Source organism: Microcystis sp. M113S1 (assembly GCF_020246945.1).
In the GTDB taxonomy this organism is placed as follows: domain Bacteria; phylum Cyanobacteriota; class Cyanobacteriia; order Cyanobacteriales; family Microcystaceae; genus Microcystis.
On record NZ_JADBSA010000282.1, the window covers coordinates 1 to 16,855 of the forward strand.

11 protein-coding genes and 1 pseudogene are annotated in these 16,855 nt (G+C 39.3%); 8 read left to right on the top strand and 4 right to left on the bottom strand.

Annotated elements, in window-relative coordinates:
- Window positions 1-361: 361 nt before the first annotated feature.
- The gene (locus tag IM319_RS14220) at window positions 362-1,393 is read left to right on the top strand and encodes a GntR family transcriptional regulator (RefSeq protein WP_287735989.1); all 1,032 of its coding nucleotides are present in this window, start codon (window positions 362-364) and stop codon (window positions 1,391-1,393) included.
- A 78-nt stretch (window positions 1,394-1,471) separates the two neighbouring features.
- Here the strand turns inward: IM319_RS14220 and IM319_RS14225 are convergent, their stop codons facing one another.
- Together IM319_RS14225 and IM319_RS14230 are read right to left on the bottom strand one after the other, a co-directional pair.
- Window positions 1,472-6,304, bottom strand: coding sequence for a tetratricopeptide repeat protein (locus IM319_RS14225; protein WP_287735990.1), 4,833 nt, complete (start codon window positions 6,302-6,304; stop codon window positions 1,472-1,474).
- Window positions 6,305-6,637, bottom strand: a complete 333-nt coding sequence (locus IM319_RS14230) for a hypothetical protein (protein ID WP_287735991.1) — start codon at window positions 6,635-6,637, stop codon at window positions 6,305-6,307.
- A gap of 651 nt (window positions 6,638-7,288) precedes the next feature.
- On the opposite strand from IM319_RS14230, the pseudogene IM319_RS14235 reads away from it, so the two are divergent.
- The 4 genes and pseudogenes from IM319_RS14235 to IM319_RS14250 all read left to right on the top strand — a co-directional run.
- Window positions 7,289-9,277 (top strand): annotated as a pseudogene (locus IM319_RS14235) (methyl-accepting chemotaxis protein); the annotation flags it as partial.
- A gap of 6 nt (window positions 9,278-9,283) precedes the next feature.
- Window positions 9,284-10,060: a hypothetical protein gene (locus tag IM319_RS14240; RefSeq protein ID WP_287735992.1), complete on the top strand. Its 777-nt coding sequence runs from the start codon at window positions 9,284-9,286 to the stop codon at window positions 10,058-10,060.
- 78 nt (window positions 10,061-10,138) lie between these two features.
- Window positions 10,139-10,372: a hypothetical protein gene (locus tag IM319_RS14245; RefSeq protein WP_287735993.1), complete on the top strand. Its 234-nt coding sequence runs from the start codon at window positions 10,139-10,141 to the stop codon at window positions 10,370-10,372.
- Window positions 10,373-10,386: 14 nt separating this feature from the next.
- Window positions 10,387-10,794, top strand: coding sequence for a type II toxin-antitoxin system VapC family toxin (locus IM319_RS14250; RefSeq protein ID WP_287735994.1), 408 nt, complete (start codon window positions 10,387-10,389; stop codon window positions 10,792-10,794).
- A 7-nt stretch (window positions 10,795-10,801) separates the two neighbouring features.
- On the opposite strand, the gene IM319_RS14255 is transcribed toward IM319_RS14250, so the two are convergent.
- Together IM319_RS14255 and IM319_RS14260 are read right to left on the bottom strand one after the other, a co-directional pair.
- Window positions 10,802-11,386 (bottom strand): Uma2 family endonuclease, encoded by a 585-nt coding sequence (locus IM319_RS14255; RefSeq protein WP_287735995.1) that lies wholly within the window; start codon window positions 11,384-11,386, stop codon window positions 10,802-10,804.
- 26 nt (window positions 11,387-11,412) lie between these two features.
- Complete coding sequence (locus tag IM319_RS14260) at window positions 11,413-12,003, bottom strand: Uma2 family endonuclease (RefSeq protein ID WP_287735996.1); 591 nt, start codon at window positions 12,001-12,003, stop codon at window positions 11,413-11,415.
- 291 nt (window positions 12,004-12,294) lie between these two features.
- On the opposite strand from IM319_RS14260, the gene IM319_RS14265 reads away from it, so the two are divergent.
- From IM319_RS14265 to IM319_RS14275, 3 genes are all read left to right on the top strand, one after another.
- Entirely contained in the window at window positions 12,295-14,214 is a 1,920-nt protein-coding gene (locus tag IM319_RS14265; protein ID WP_287735997.1) for a long-chain fatty acid--CoA ligase, read from the top strand.
- A gap of 61 nt (window positions 14,215-14,275) precedes the next feature.
- Complete coding sequence (locus tag IM319_RS14270; RefSeq protein WP_002756613.1) at window positions 14,276-14,725, top strand: YlqD family protein; 450 nt, start codon at window positions 14,276-14,278, stop codon at window positions 14,723-14,725.
- A 451-nt stretch (window positions 14,726-15,176) separates the two neighbouring features.
- On the top strand, window positions 15,177-16,541 hold the full coding sequence (locus IM319_RS14275; RefSeq protein ID WP_287735998.1) for a DUF3370 domain-containing protein: 1,365 nt from the start codon (window positions 15,177-15,179) through the stop codon (window positions 16,539-16,541).
- Window positions 16,542-16,855: the final 314 nt, after the last annotated feature.

Below are 16,855 nucleotides of genomic sequence, written 5' to 3' on the forward strand. Positions count from 1 at the left end.
TCCAACAAGGTTTTTAGACTTTTTTTCCCTCAAAAAGTGCCGACCCTTGGAGTGATTGGGGGGAAAATTCAGGGACTTTTTCCCTGAAAATTAGGTAATTGACCACCTGAAAATGGGTAAAACCCCACACCCCACACCCCCCACCCCACACCCCCAACCCCCAACCCCCAACCCCCACCGAAAAACTTTTTCAGCAGACTCTAGTTAATCTTAAAATTCTTAGTCTAACTATTTTTAAGTAAAAAAGTAGCTTTTCTGGTTGAAATAAGCAAAATCTTGGTTTTTTCTACTTTTAGCTCCTGAATACTGCCTCGGAAACCCATCAGATCGGTGAAGATGTCCGATTGTTGCAGGAGGTCTAATGATAGAATGGGCATCAGCGAAAGTAGTTTGTGAGCGAAGTGATCCGATGCAGTTCCAAATCCAGCCAGACAGTGAAATTCCCGCCTCTAAGCAATTATTTGACCAAATTCGCTTCGCTATCGCCTCTCGTCAGTATCCACCGGGCCATCGTTTACCTAGCACCCGTCAACTAGCTATGATCACGGGATTACACCGTAATACGATAAGTAAAATTTATCAACAACTGGAAGACGATGGGTTAGTAGAATCAATAGCAGGTTCGGGGATTTATGTCAAGGCTCGCGGGCATGAAAACGATAATTTATCGGGTTCACCCCTATTGGAACAAAATCCAGAAATAGGCCGACTAATTCGCCAGAGTTTGGCTGGTTTTCTCGCTCAAGGTTTAACTTTAGAGCAAATTCGCGAGTTATTACTGGCGGAAATCGATTGGCGATCGCAGTGTAGTTCTCAAGTTCTTGTCACCATTCCCCGTCACGATTTGGGTGCAGGAAAACTAATGTTGAGAGAATTAGAGCAATCCCTCAAAATTCCCGTCCAATTAGTGGCAATGGAGGATTTAGCCCAAGTTTTAGCCAATACTAAATCTGCCACTGTTGTCACCAGTCGCTATTTTATCAGTGTAGCGGAGGAAATTGCCGCTCCTTTTCACCTACGAGTCATTCCCATCGATATCTACGATTACAGCAAGGAATTGGCATTAATCAAAAAATTACCCACCGATAGCCGTTTGGGGATTGTCAGCATTAGCACCGGTATTATTAAGGTGGCCGAAATTTTAATTCATAGTTTACGGGGCGATGATTTATTAGTTATGTCTGCCCAAATTCATGAAACGGATAAGTTAAAAGTTTTGTCCCGAACTTCCCAGACAATTATCAGTGATCAAGCGAGTTATACTTTAATTAAAAATCTGATTAATGAAGTGCGATCGGATTTAATTCGTCTGCCAGAAATTATCTGTAGTGATAATTATATTGGGGATAAATCAATTCAATTGCTAAGACGAGAATTAGGATTAGGTGGCTAAGTAATAGACCCCTGTTGTAAATAAGGTGTATCTTATGAGAGTGGGAAAGACCATAATAGTATTTATAGACCAAGTTAGTCAGTTTTCGAGCAAGTTGCTTAATTTATATTCAACACAAATAGAACTGCCGATTTCTTCTATCACTAAATAGGGAACTTTAAGAGAATTAACTCGCATTCCAATTCGATACCTAGCATCAGGATAATAATTAGGAACTTCAATTACTTGTTCTTTCATGTACCGTCTTCCTTGAGAGCCTTTCATCCACCAAATTTGTACGGGAAAAATCTGCTGATTGGCAATTAAATGACGTTCTTCAAAGATTGGTTCATCTAATCGTCTTAGAGGAGTTTCAGAATGAATTAAGGTAATCGGTACTTTTTTGGTTACTATTTTTATATCAATCACTCCTTCAGTTACAAATTCATCAATAAAAACACCTAGACTATAACCAAAGTTATCGGAGTAATTATCTATTTCAATATTACTTTGCGTTAATTCTGAGGATTTTCTTCCAAAATTATGACAAGTGATTGACAAGGGAATCGACTCAAATGTTTTATTATTATAACCCAATCTTTTAATTTGTTTAAAACGGTTTTGGTTCGAGGTCAAAGAATTAGATAAACTCATTTGGGTTATATTATTATCGATATGGATTTTTGTATCTAATTGATTCAATCTAAAAGTTGACGATTGATTGAAATCTTTCTGCTCAGTTTGTATTTGTAATTCTTCAAGCACTTCTATTAATAAATCATCACTAATCTCGAAATCTCTTTCTATTATTTCTCGTATTTCCTTATCAAGAGTTCGGAACAAAGTTAAAGATTTCTGTAAGTATTCAAGTGCTAAGACATAATTCTCTTGTGTAGAATATAAACTAACCATTAAAAATAAAGAATACATTTTTAAAAAATTATTATTGATTTTCTCACAAAATTCTAAACATTGTTGCCAAGAAAAAATAGCTTGGTTTATATTTCCTTCGTTAAGTTGATGATTGACTAAAGTAAAAAATATCTGAAATACTTGAGTTTGTGCTTCTACATTTTCTGTCTTTTCAGCAAGTTCCCTTGCCTGTTGAATACATATATTTGCTGAATTTTTGTCTTCTTTTTTGAGATAAATTTTGCCAATGGTTAGCCAAATATTTAATTTTAAGTTATTATTTTTAATATAGTTATATTCGTCAATATATTTATGGTAATTATCCTCAATATATTCACAGTATTCGAGAATTTGGTCTGCATAAAATATTACTTGGTTGAAAATTTCATCGTTAAGTTCAAGGTCTCCTAAAGCAGATAATACTTGAAGTTGTGATTCTATATCCCCTATTTCTTCAAACATAGCTAATGCTTGCTCTAGACAGTTAACAGCACTATTAATTTCTTCTTTTTCTATATATATAAATCCAATAAATATTAAAAATTTATGTTTATAGATATTAAAGGCATTTCTTCCCTTAGCTCCCATTGAGTCACACAAAGCTAACCCTTTTTGAAAAATAACGAGGTAATCATTCAATTCTTTTTGTTCTCCTTTAATTATTCCTATTAGGAATAATATCTGAATTTGGTTTAATATATCGCCTGTCGCTTCTGCTATTTTCAATGCTTCTAGCAAGGTATTTTCTGCAATTTCATCTTGTTCTTGAGCTATATAAATCGAGGATAACATGAGCAAAAGGGAAGGTTGAATAAGATTATTACCTTCTTTTTGGGCTAAGTCTAGAGCTTGATGTGAAAAAGTCAGTCCTTGTTCCATATTGCCTTGACTGACAGCGACGATTCCCGACGCTAATAAAAATTGAAGTTTATTAACATTTTCTCCGATTTTTTGAACCAGATTAATCGCTTCCTGATAAACACTTGTAGATTCTTTTACCTGTTCTAACTGTAAATGTAAAGCACCAACAAGCAATAAAGTAAAAGCCAGTTCTTGTAATTTCCCTAAACTTCTAAATTGATCAATCGCTTGTTGATAGCAAGAAAAAGCTTCATCTATTAATCCCTGTCCTGTTTTAACGATTCCCCAACAATTAAATATTTGAGCAATTCCTATCTCGTTTTCTAATCTTTGATGAATATCTAGTGCTTGTTGGATATAGCTTTCTGCTCTTTCAAAATCTTGTTCTATAACTTTTAACACAGCTAAAGCACCTAAGGCTTCTGCTTTGCCTTTTGTGTCGCTCATTTTTTCAACTTCTTGACATAAATAATTTGTCGCAGATAGATTTCCTTCCATTCTGAGTAACGAAGCTAAGAAAGCAATAATTAAAGCCTTTTTTTCTTCATCCTCACGGGGGCAGAGTTTAAACGCTTCCTGTATATAAGGTTTGGCAGTTTTCATCCCCCCTACAGACTGTTCTGCATAAGCGAGATTGTATAAGATACGATAATCTTGAGATAAAGTTAACACCTCTTGGCAAAGGGTTTTAATCTCTGTATGACGTCCTTTAAGAAGCCATTGATTGGTTAAAGTAACAGCTACTTCAACCGCTATGTCTGTTTCCTTCGCTAAACGCGCTAATCGATAAATTTCCTTTTGTTCTGGTTCTGTTAAGATATCACTTGACGGCCACCAACTTTGATAAAGCGCACGGGCTGCGGTCTGATAAATCCCTTCATTATCGGCAGGAAAATCGAGAAACGTCTCTAAAATACGGGGAACTCTCAGGTAATCTTTCTCAGGCGTTACTTCTAATAATCCTAAATCCGAAGCACGGCGAATATGTTTACCCGCGTTCGGAATAACTTGGCAAACTCTCGCAAAAGCAAGACGAGGAACAGGAACACGAAAAACCAATGCTAAAGATAATAATCTCCGTAAATCCTGAGATTGTTGTTCGAGAAGTAACTTAGCGAGAATATTTTCCCGAAATTCCCTTACTTTATCTTCAATTTGTTGCTGAAGACGTTGGCGTAATTCGTCAGGTTGTTCTAAAGTTTGTGCAGTGATTTTCTGGCGAAATTGTCCCGTTTTATCGGCCATTTCTTGAAAAAGCGGTTGATGGTTCACCAATCTAGAAATTAAGACCTTTCCTAACCACTCCAATAAACGAGGATTTCCATCAGCTAAATTAATCGCTTGTTGCTGTAAATCAACTGAAATATCAGATTTATTATTAAAAGCATCTAAACGGTCGAGTTTTTTGCGTAAATCTGCCCCTTCAAAGGCGGTTAAATGTTCCCTTTTCAGCAGATTATTTAATCTCTCATCGGCTAAGTTAAAGTTATAGCGACAAGTAATAATCACTCGATGATTCAGCCCATTTGTTCTAATAACTCCCAATAAGGGAATTAAGGTTCTCACTGCGTCCGACTTAAGGATATATTCGCCATTCGCATTGGGTTCTAAATTTACTTCAAAATCATCTAAAACAAATATAAAAGACTGTCTTTGTGATTCTAAACCAAATTTAAAGAAATTGGTCAATTTTTTACCAAAAGGCAAATCCCCCTTCAAAATATCTAAACCCGCATTACTGGCGATATCTTGTAACGAGCGAATAAGTTTATCGGGATCAATCTGGCGATGGTTAAAAACAATATCATAGTATTTCTCAGGTTCTTCAGGCTGATGGTGGCTAAAAATCCCATAAGCTGTTAAACGCTCTAGTAATCGTTGCGCTAACGTCGTTTTTCCCACACCGCCCATGCCATGAATTAAGATCCCCGGCGGATTGCGTAAATATTTCAGACAACGTTGCAGCGAACGCCGTCGTCCCACAAAGTTTTCCCTTGTTACCACTCTGGGACTATTGGGATGATTGGGATCAAGAAATAAGTCTTCAATTTTAAGGGTTTGAGTTGTTTGAAAGGTTAAACTGTCTTGAGTAACCACCATCTCATTTGGACAGTCCCCACGAATATATAAACGGAAAAAATGCCAATCAGGGATGCTATCTTCTCGCAGTTTCCGATAAGTGCTATGAATCGCTTGAGTCAGATCATATCCTGCCGCTAACTCAGAGTATAAGGTTGAGGCAGCTTTGGTAGCACTAATGTCTGCAACGGGATACCCCCAACCGATAACGGCTCTAATTCCCTGGTTAATTAATTCCTGCGCCATTGAGGGAAATGTGCCTTCGTTACCATTTTGCGCTGTGCGACAGCCTGAAAGAAAAACTAATTGGGGAAAACGAGGATATAATGCCTTAGCAATCTCTTGAGCGGTTACATTACGCCGTGTACCGTCCAGATTTTCCGTTACAAAATAGGGAAAAGGGTGATTTTTGTCGGTTTGGTTTATGGAAGCATGACCCGTAAGATGAAAAACATCGAAATAATCTTGCTGATAGCGTCTCCACAGTTGATTTAACTCATCTAAACAGCCACTTTCCTCAACCTGTAAATAAAGGGGAATTTCCTGCGTTGTCTCTAAAATCTGCGCTTCTTCCCGCTCAAATTGTAAAATTGGCTCAATGGGGGGTTCAGGGGAGGTCGCCATAAAGAAAATCCGTAAAGCTCTATTTTGTGGCTCACGAGGTTTTACCTTACTTTTTGTCCAACGCAGAGGAACAACAGAAGGGGCAAGTCTGTCCACGAGAAAGTAAGAACCGTCATGAAGAACTTCCCAGGGTAAATGAGACAGTCTAATCCCTGTTTCATCTCCATTCCCCGTATCAATGGCTAAAATTAAACCGTCTTCTTGACAGCTTTCTACGGCTCTTGTTAAATACCTCCCAGGACTGTCTAAAAAGATAAACAGTTGTTGACCAATATTGACTAGGTCGGGAAAAGATGACACATAAAAATCACGCTCACTTTGAGCAATGAGGAATTGAATACTGGAAATATCAACGATTTGCGGCTCATAACTGCCTTCATTTCCCTCAACTTGATGATAGCGTAGCTCTATGCGCTGTTTATCTATCGGTCTTAGCTCTATGTATAAGGATTGCATTTATTTTTGGGCAATATTCTCTAAAATTTGATTAATTTGCTCAATAGAAGCATTTTCTAGTAGCAATCGTTGACCATCGCAAACAATAAGCACTTTATCTATTGCCTTAGCTTTTTTTTCTTTGGTATATTCTTGATACCATTGACGAATCTGTTCAGCGATCGCTAGTGTTCCCCCGACTATCCCTATAATACTAGCAATTACTGCTATTGTCCCTTCTTTTTTGTTTGTTTCATCAGTTTTCCAGTTTCCTTGAATGCCCTTAATCGCTACTAACTCTGTAGCAGCTAACTTGGCATCTTGACCTTCGATAACAAATTCAATGACTGTCATTTTTACCTCTAACTCGATCCTTTACTTAGCCCGACATTTTAGTTAAGTTATTTTTAGCACAAAAATTTTGATAGTCAGTCTTCCGTAAAATTTTCTTAACTCGATGAATAAACTATAGCGCTTTTCACGTTACTGAGGTATCGACAAGTTTTGCCAACAAGGGGTTTAAGCCCCTTGCCCATACCTCATTCTGATGAAAACTGCTATATCATCTGTCATAATAAAGCAAAAAACGCTACTATTATCCCAAATAATTATTATTTCTCTATAATTCTTAGCTATTTTAAAAATTAAGAATTTCCTTTTCTTCCTCTGCATAACTTCTCCCCTAAGTCACAATATAGAACCTATTTGGTATCTCTCTTGTGACGCTTCACGGGTAAGAATTACAGGTATTTTGGCTAATTCGCTCTAATCCATACTGGGTAAGGATTTTGGGAAAGATACCAAATGGACTCTATAGAGAAGTAAGGTGATTAAAAACAGCCCATGACTAGCTTAAGACACAAGCGAACGAGAAAAATCAGTAAACCCCTTCTCTTTGGGTTATGAGGTGCAGGAGGATGCTTAATTGCTTCTCTTTTTGGTCAAATTTTCCTTTATTTTGCCTTACTCCCTGCTATTGCCCCTGTCACTCCTTCTAGTCCTAAAGTAGATGGTTTATACCATGAAGAAAAATTTACTTTCATGTCTAAATCTCTCAGCTGTGAGAAATGGGATTATTTTGTGAGAGTGTTACCCAATCTCCTCCTCGCTTTTGGTTTGTTGGGAACTTTCCTGGGAATTACTCTCAATCTGACGGGAATCAGCACACTTATCGATATCAATAATCTCGATGTGCAAAGTTTAGGAGAAAAGCTCAAAACTCCCCTAGAAAGTATGGGGATTGCTTTTATCACTAGCTTAATTGGTTTAGCTTGTAGTTCTTTACTGACTGTGATTAACTTAATCTTTAATACCAACCTTGCTAAAGTAAATCTAATTAGTTCCCTAGAAGACTATTTAGATAACATCTTGCAGCCGACTGTAGAAGGGAATAGTCGCTTGAATAAAGCGGTTGATAGCATGGTGGAGAAACAGCAAGCATTTCTGACTAACTTTCATAATGAGGTGACGAGAGTATTAGAATCTTCTTTAAGAGAAGTTGCTAAAGAAATTGCTGAACGTAATCAGGAAACTGCTAAATTAGTCACCCAGGTTTGTGAAAGATTAACTGAAACCGCAGGAACTTTATCTACCGGTGCATCGACTTTTCAGCGTTCAGCTTTTGAACTTAACCAGCAAGTACCAATTATCACGCAAGCAAACCGAGAGTTTACACAATCCTCTCAGGAACTAAAAAATAGTGTGCTGCTTTTTAAACAAGCATCAGAGTTAATTGAAAAAAGTAACTTCTCTGGTAATATGGAAAGGTTTACCGCTAGTTTAGCAGAAACTCAAGCGAGATTTTCTCAATCCACTGCACTACTAGAGCAGAATATCGGGGAGATTATCAGCAGTAATAAAAGAGCTAACGATTTAGCAGAACAAGTGTATTTAAATGTCCAAGAATCTTCTCAAAAATTACAGGATAGTGCGCTAGGTTTTCTGGAAGCTTCCGAAAAAATCGAAAGTAGTCAATTTGCTGATAAGTTAGTGCAAGCAACCGCAGATTTAATGACTGCTCATCAACAGTTCGCTAATTCTACTACAGATTTAAACCAATCAACTCAATCTCTAGCTTCTTTAACTCAAGACTTCCACCGTTCAATGACAACTATGGTTGAGTTGGGAATAAAAATTACTGACTTGAATCAAAAATCTGAGACAATCCTAGAGCAAAATCAGCAACGCTTAGTCACTGAACAAGAAAAGTTATCCAACATTCAGGGAGAATTAGTAAAATTAATCGAAACTGTGAAAACCTATCAAGACAGTTTTAACTCCGAGTCGAAACAATTAGGAAACCAGCTTATCAATAGTCTCGATGAAAGACTCTCCCAAACCTCCGATAAAATCCTCACTGCTTCTCATGGTATTGAGCGCTCTAGTAATAATCTCGATGTGACTAATGCTAACTTGTCTCAGTTAATTGATACAGTGACAGAGCAAGTTACTCAAGTCAAGGAAAGCTTAAAGTCTGAGTTAAAACTTTTAAGCAATAACTTAGCGACAGTAGTGGATGATAAATTAACTAAGAACTCAGAACAATTAAAAGCAGTTTCCCAATCTATTGAGAAAACAGCCAATCAATTTGGCAGCCTTAAATCAGATTTTTCTCAAGTAATTAACGCAATGAACACCAACACCAGTCAATTAACTGCTAACTTAGAATCTTTGCGAGATAAGTTAGAGAAAGTCGTCGCTCAGGAAAATAAATCGAATCAGAAAATGATTGAACACATCTATGGAGAAATTCAAAAATGTTTAGCACAACTGGAGAAAATTAACGATATGCGTTCTGAATTTCCTAACTTAAAGGATGAGATAGAAAAACTTTTTGAGACAATACCTAATCTTACTCAAAAAGATGTTCAGGATGACATTTATAAGTTAAATGAGAAGATAGAAAAACTTTTTGAGACAATCCCTAATCCTACCCAAAAAGATGCTAAGAAGGGGATTAACACCATATTTGATAACTTCACCAACAAATTCTAAGCAATTATGTCTAGACGTACCCACTACCGAGATGAAGATAAATCGGTGGATGTTTATCCCGCATTTACCGATTTAATGTCCAATGCTTTCATGATTCTGAGTTTATTTCTCCTCTTGGCACTTTTTCAGTCCTATAATCTCATCAGCAAACTGGAGGAAGCTAACCGAAAACTGCAAAAATTGCAAGCTACCAATCCTCGACTGATTAAAGAATTAGAGAACACTAAGCAACAACTACGAAAATTGCAAGCTACCAATCCTCGACTGATTAAAGAATTAGAGAACACAAAGCGAAAACTACAAAAACTGCAAACAGCAACCCCGATAGTTATCGATGAAAAATCAGGAAAATTCAAATTTCAGTCGGGAAGTGCGGAATTAAACCCCGCTTTAAAAACCTATATTCGTCAGCGCATTATTCCCGCTATCGAAACCATTACCAAAGACAGAGAAATCGACTTTATTCAAGTAATTGGACATACCGACGGACAAGGAATACAGCAGACAAGTAATCTCGATAAAAATATCGAATCGGTTGCCAGCAGAAAACAATCTGTTAAAATGCTAGTACCCGGTTCTAACACTGATTTAGGATTAATGCGCGCTTTAGCAGTAGTGCAAGAAATCGAAAACACTGGTAAACTCAAAAACGTCAAATTTCGAGCTTTTTCCGCAGGACAGTTATACCTCCCATCGGGTAACTTAGCCGCGGTTAATCGTGACGCAGATGCAAGCAGACGCAGAATTGAAATCCGTTTTATTCCCCCCGGTAAAAAACAATAAGACAAAAAAATCTAGAAATTTGTTTTTTTATCTTTTGCTTGTTACACTGAGGAAATAACGAAATTCAAATCAATATCTATGGAACAAAACACTTTAGAGGGGACTTGGGAAGAAATTTTACAGCATAGTGCTAAATTAGCAGGTCAGCGAGTGAGATTGACCATTCTACCTAATCAATCTGCCAATTCTTCCACTCCAGAAACTCTAGACCAAAAATTAAAAGGAAGAGTTGGACGAGTTTATTTTCAGCCATCAGATTTATCTGAGCGAGTAGAACAAGTTTTTACAAATATTTTAGATGATAAAGACTAATCAGCATTACACCAATGACTCTTTGCGACGCTTCTCCACTTATTGCCTTAATTAATGAAGCTGATAAAAATCATCAGCGTTGTGTTGACATTTTATCTTCGCTATCGGCCCCCCTTGTCACGACTTGCGCTTGTTTTACCGAAGCAATGTATTTATTGCGTCGATATGGTGGTTGGTTCGCACAACAAGAATTATGGGGTTATGTGGTAGATGAAATACTGGTAATACACCATCATACTTCAGACGAACTAAAAAGAATGGAAACCTTAATGATACAATATCAAGATGTTCCTATGGATTTAGCAGATGCTTCTTTAGTAGCCATGGCTGAAGTTCTTAATCAAAGACAAATATTCACTCTTGATAGCGATTTCTATATTTACCGACGGTATGGAAATCAACCTTTTGAGGTTGTACCTTAGTGATTTTTCATTCCCTAGTATCATTAACCGTTTCTAGGGTGACATCTTCGTATAAATCCCGAAAAGATGCCGTCAGATTAATACTCTGCAAACTAAAACTTTCTTGCTGATAGGTTTGCAAAATCCATAAACCCTGTTCACCCCGTCGAAAAGTTTCCACTCGTTGGTGTTTACTATTCACTAAGACATATTCCTGCAAACTTTCTAGAGTTTGATAATCATTAAATTTATCACCCCTATCAAAAGCTTCTGTAGAATCGGAGAGAACTTCGATAATCAATTTAGGAAAACTTTTGTAGGTAGCAGTTTCTCTATCTCTGTCATCGCAGGTGACAATAATATCGGGATAATAAAAGTGATTGCGTTTCTCTAATCTGACTTTCACATCGGCAAAATAAACCCGACAATCGGAACCCCGCAAATGATTACGAATTATAAAAGTGAAATTGAGTCCGATAATATTATGAGTATCCGTCGTCCCTGCCATGGCGTAAATTTGTCCCTCGATATATTCGTGTTTAATGGGACTTTTTTCTTCAAACTGAAGATATTCTTCTGGGGTGAGATTATTATAGTTAGATAGAGCAATCATAGGTTTAATCGTTGAAGGAGATTTTCTTAAGGACTTTCGGGAGTATCATTAACCGTTTCTAGGGTGACATCCTCGTACAAATCCCGAAAAGATGCCGTCAGATTAATACTCTGTAAACTAAAACTTTCTTGCTGATAGGTTTGCAAAATCCATAAACCCTGTTCACCCCTTCGAAAAGTTTCCACTCGTTGGTGTTTACTATTCACTAAGACATATTCCTGCAAACTTTCTAGAGTTTGATAATCATTAAATTTATCACCCCTGTCAAAAGCTTCTGTGGAATCGGAGAGAACTTCAATAATCAATTTAGGAAAACTTTTGTAGGTAGCAGTTTCTCTATCTCTGTCATCGCAGGTGACAAGAATATCAGGATAATAAAAGTGATTGCGTTTCTCTAATCTGACTTTCAAATCGGCAAAATAAACCCGACAATCGGAACCCCGCAAATGATTACGAATAATTGTGTATATATTCCCCGAAACAATATTATGAGTATCAGTCGTCCCTGCCATGGCGTAAATTTGTCCCTCGATATATTCGTGTTTAATGGGACTTTTTTCTTCAAACTGAAGATATTCTTCTGGAGTGAGATTATTATAGTTAGATAAAGCAATCATCGTTTTTTCTGCTAGTTACAACTATATTAAGTACCTAAGCAAAATTAATTATACATCTAAGCTGTCAGCCTTTTCCGTAATCAGTAAGCAGTATTAAGTAACAGTACATTCCCTGATTACTGTTCACTGTTGACTGATAACCGAAAAGTCTCCACTCTCCGAGTCTCGACTAGGAAATTAACTTTGCAGGACTAGATACCTGTTGAAATACTGTCTAGGAGAACCAGCAAAAAGAGCCTCGAATGGTTAATCTATATGTTATTACCCTTGTAACCCTCTATAACTACTGTTATGACAACCCTAATTGACTATTCAAATATTCAATCTTTACCCGAAGTTTGGTCAATAGTTGCCCAACGTTTCCCCAATATTATCGCCCTACAGGATCCCCACAGTAAACCGGAAGTAATTCTCACCTATCGGCAACTTTATCAACAAATTCAGCAATTTGCCGCCGCTTTGCAAGCATTAGGAGTCACAGAAACCGAAAATGTCGCTTTATTTGCCGATAATAGTCCCCGGTGGTTTATTGCCGACCAAGGTTCCATGGCAGCCGGGGCTGCCAATGCGGTACGATCTGCTCAAGCAGATGCAGAGGAATTAGCCTATATTCTGGCCGATAGTGACAGTCAGACGCTGATTGTCGAAAATAACAAAACTTTAGGGAAATTACTGGCGAAAATCCCTGAATTGCCCCTGAAATTAATCGTGCTGCTCACCGACGAAGACCCCGCTACTGGGGCGATTTCCGTGCAGACCTTAAATTTCAAGCAACTAATGGCGATCGGGGCTGAGAACACCCTTAAACCCATCACCAAGAGCGAAAATGATCTGGCTACCCTCATCTACACATCGGGGACGACGGGACAACCAAAAGGGGTGATGTTAAGTCACGGTAATCTGCTGCATCAGGTACGCAACTTAAATGCTATCTTTCAACCGGCTCCCGGCGATCGAGTTTTAAGTATACTACCTTCATGGCATTCCTACGAGCGCAGCTGTGAGTATTTCATTCTAGCTCAAGGTTGTACCCAGATTTATACCAGTATTCGCACTTTTAAGTCCGATTTAAAGCAATTTAGTCCGCAATTAATGGTGGGAGTTCCCCGTCTTTGGGAATCTCTTTACGAGGGTATCCAAAAACAATTTAGCGAACAACCGGCTAAAAAACAGAAATTGGTGCGATTTTTTCTAGAAAAGTCGGAAAAGTACGTTCTTGCTAAACGTATCGCTGATAATCTCAGTCTTGATCACCTTCACGCTTCCCCCGGAGAAAGACTCAAAGCAAGAATTCAATCCCTCTTACTCTATCCCCTCCATGCCATCGGTGACAAGCTAGTTTATAGCAAAATTCGCCAAGCAGTGGGAAATAAAGTTAAAATCTTCGTTAGTGGTGGTGGTTCCTTAGCTAGACATCTAGATACTTTCTATGAGATTGCGGGAATCCCGATCTTAGTTGGTTATGGACTGACAGAAACTTCTCCCGTCGCTACCGTCCGTCGTATCGATCATAACCTGCGCGGGTCTGCCGGTCGTCCCGTCTTTCAGACAGAAATCTGTATTGTCGATTTACACAGCAAAGAAGTCTTACCGACAGAAAAACACGGTTTAGTCTTGATTCGTGGTCCGCAGGTGATGCAGGGATATTATAAAAAACCCGAAGCAACCGAAAAAGCGATTTCTCCCGATGGTTGGTTTGATAGCGGTGATATTGGTTGGTTAACCGCTGCCGGGGATTTAGTTTTAACCGGACGGGCCAAAGATACAATTGTTTTGAGCAATGGTGAAAATATCGAACCGCAACCGATTGAAGATGCTTGTTTACGCAGTCCCTTTATCTCCCAAATTATGCTAGTGGGACAGGATCAAAAAGCTTTGGGGGCTTTGATCGTGCCTAATCTTGATATACTGGCCAATTGGGCCCAAGAACAGAAAATATCCTTAAATTTACCCGATCTTCACAGCGATCGCTCAACGATTCTTTCTAGCGATCTCTACAGCAAAAAAGTCTTAGATCTCTACCAACAAGAATTAAAGCGCGAGGTAAGAAATCGACCCAGTTATCGTGCCGATGACCAGATTAAAACCTTTGAGTTAATTTTAGAGCCTTTTTCCCAAGAAAACGGCATGATGACCCAAACTTTAAAGATTAAACGACCGGTAGTAACGCAACGCTATCGCGATATGATTAACGAGATGTTTGCCAAGTAAATATTTCCGGCAAATATTCTCCAACCTCTTGACAAAAAGACCTTTTTAGGATAAGCAAATCATGGATGACGCACAAACCAGTTTATTACTGAAGCGCCCGGTGACAATTAAAGTCATCGTGACCCCGCGCTGGAAAGAAGAAGCACAACAGCAATTACAAGCACAAATGGCTCAAATTGACGCACAAATTCAACAACTAGAAACCCAAGGACAACGAGCGATCGCCGAAATTCAGCGTCAGAGTCTGATCCCCTTACCCCCCGCGGCTGCCCAACAGATTGACAATATTCAAATCCAAGTCAATCAACAGAAAAGTGAGTTTCTCGAACAAAAAAACCAGTATCTGCAACAATTGCAACAGGTACAACTCTTGGAACTCAATCAAGAAGTCGCCCAAGCACAACTAGAAAGCTTTTTCCGCGTCGAAAAAGGCGATAACTTAGTGGCCAAAATGAATGTAGAACTCGTCCTTAGAGATGGCATAGTCGAAGAAATTCGCGGCGAAATTTAAAGCTAGGGTGAGCAGTTACCGGTCATTGTCAACTTAAAGGCTAAAATCGGCAATAGCAAGGGTTATTCTCCCTTGCTAACCCAGAAAACCGCCCCTAGCTCACATCACCCCTGACATGGCTTGATCGGGCCTGAAAAATATATTAAGATTCTTTATCGATCGCCAGGACACACTCGCCTATATTGTCGTATAACTTCCTCTCTCCATCGACTCACCCTTAATTAGGGTTTGCTGAAAAAGTTTTTCGTGGGGGTAGGGTGTGGGGTGTAGGGTTTTACCGATTTTGAGGGGGTCAATTACCTAATTTTCAGGGAAAAAGTCCCGGAATTTTCCCCCCGATCACCCCCAGATCCGGTACTTTTTGATTGACAAAAAGTCTAAAAGTCTTACCCAACAAGGTTTTAGATTTATTCAGCAAGCTCTGATTAAATACTATAAATATAGAATCTCTATGCTTTCTTTCTTACCCACTATTCTTTTAGCTCAGTCCGCCTCGGTCTTGCCCCAGATAGAGAGGAAATTAATCACCCAATATCAGGAAGTGCGTCAGTTGCCCGGTCAACTAAATGATGTGCTGGTTTTTAATAGCAATAGTCCCGAAGTCGTAGAAAAAGAGGGAATTCTCCTCTCCACTTTCCCCGGCAAAGGAAAACGTTATCCCGTAGCCCATCTCAATCATCCCCTACAAGGACGTTTTGACGTTTTCACCCACCACATCGCCCGTCAAACCGATCCCAATCGCGACCTACACCAGGGCCTGATCGTTACTAATCCCACCTCCAAAAACCTCGTTATCCGCATCCTACAAGGAGTCAGTTACGTCACCTCCGCCGATGCCCCTTTTGTCGATTTACCCTCTCTGGTGGAAGATCCCAATGGCCGGGTTTTTTCCGGTCCCGGTTCCCGTTTAGCCAGCGATATCATGCGTCGTCGCCATGATACCCAATTTCCCACCCAGATCGTCATTCCCCCAGGCCAAAGTCGGATGCTATTCGATCTAGTTATCCCCAGAAGTAGCGCCCGCTCGACCCTCCTACGTCTCTACAGCGATGGCCCTGTCTATATGGCCAATTTAGCCCTCTACGAAGTTCCCCAAAAAGTCAAAATCGAAGATCGGGAAATAGAAACCTTTCGTCCCCCTACCCTAGAGGAATGGCGTACCCTATTAGTTAGAGGTGATTTAGCCGCTCCTCGCGATTTTCCCCCCACTCCCCCCGATCAATGGTTCCCCGGAAGAAGAAATTTTTATGGTCGCGTGGCTGGAATTTCTGTCGGTTCGGAATGGGCAACCCGCATTGTCGATCCCAAAGGGGGAATTAATCTCACCATTCCTCAACCCGGTCAAGCTTTTGCCTATCCTTTAAGTACGGTGACAGCAGCTACTTTCGGAACCAGACAAATCCAAAGCGCCCCCATGTTAGTGCGTTATCCCGATACGGCTTTCAAAGCTCACGGTAACTACGGTGTTCACTACTATCTGACTTTACCTCTATATAACAACACTAGCAAAACGCAGGTGGTGGCTTTGAGTATTCAAACCCCAATTAAAGAAGACAATTATCTCGATCGCTTGCTATTTGTTGAACCCGTCCAGGGACCGGTATTTTTCCGGGGTGCAGTGCGCGTTACCTATCGTAACGCCCAGGGACGCACCGAGGAACGTTTTTTCCATCTCGTTCAACGGGAAGGACAACAGGGAGAAGCTTTATTACAGGTGGAACTTCCCCCCGGAGCCAGACGCGACATTAATCTCGATTTTCTCTATCCCCCCGATGCCACACCTCCCCAAGTTTTGAGTGTTAAAACTTTGGATTGACACTCTCGCCGTCAAGCTACGCTGTGACGGGAGATTCTTGCTTCTACTCCTCTTAACTAGGGTCTGCTGAAAAAGTAAGGGAACACTGACAGGGGGACAAGCAAGCTGAAAAGCTTATGTAGCATGGAATACAGACACAGACTCCCAAAAAAGATAAGTCATATATAGTAAACATGACCTAGATAACGAAAATGATAAGTGAACTATATCAGAAAGTCTTAGAGAATGAACTGGGACGAGCCAGATATCTACTGTTGTTAATGATAGTTGGAACCTGACAAATATTGAAGCAAGCCAAGTTAGAGATATTAGCA

Excerpts from the sequence above, each read along its gene's own strand:
- IM319_RS14220 (WP_287735989.1), top strand. The coding sequence starts at position 362 with ATGATAGAATGGGCATCAGCGAAAGTAGTTTGTGAGCGAAGTGATCCG.
- IM319_RS14270 (WP_002756613.1), top strand. The coding sequence starts at position 14,276 with ATGGATGACGCACAAACCAGTTTATTACTGAAGCGCCCGGTGACAATT.
- IM319_RS14260 (WP_287735996.1), bottom strand. The coding sequence starts at position 12,003 with ATGATTGCTTTATCTAACTATAATAATCTCACTCCAGAAGAATATCTT.
- IM319_RS14225 (WP_287735990.1), bottom strand. The coding sequence starts at position 6,304 with ATGCAATCCTTATACATAGAGCTAAGACCGATAGATAAACAGCGCATA.
- IM319_RS14250 (WP_287735994.1), top strand. The coding sequence starts at position 10,387 with ATGACTCTTTGCGACGCTTCTCCACTTATTGCCTTAATTAATGAAGCT.
- IM319_RS14230 (WP_287735991.1), bottom strand. The coding sequence starts at position 6,637 with ATGACAGTCATTGAATTTGTTATCGAAGGTCAAGATGCCAAGTTAGCT.
- IM319_RS14275 (WP_287735998.1), top strand. The coding sequence starts at position 15,177 with ATGCTTTCTTTCTTACCCACTATTCTTTTAGCTCAGTCCGCCTCGGTC.
- IM319_RS14255 (WP_287735995.1), bottom strand. The coding sequence starts at position 11,386 with ATGATTGCTCTATCTAACTATAATAATCTCACCCCAGAAGAATATCTT.
- IM319_RS14245 (WP_287735993.1), top strand. The coding sequence starts at position 10,139 with ATGGAACAAAACACTTTAGAGGGGACTTGGGAAGAAATTTTACAGCAT.
- IM319_RS14265 (WP_287735997.1), top strand. The coding sequence starts at position 12,295 with ATGACAACCCTAATTGACTATTCAAATATTCAATCTTTACCCGAAGTT.
- IM319_RS14240 (WP_287735992.1), top strand. The coding sequence starts at position 9,284 with ATGTCTAGACGTACCCACTACCGAGATGAAGATAAATCGGTGGATGTT.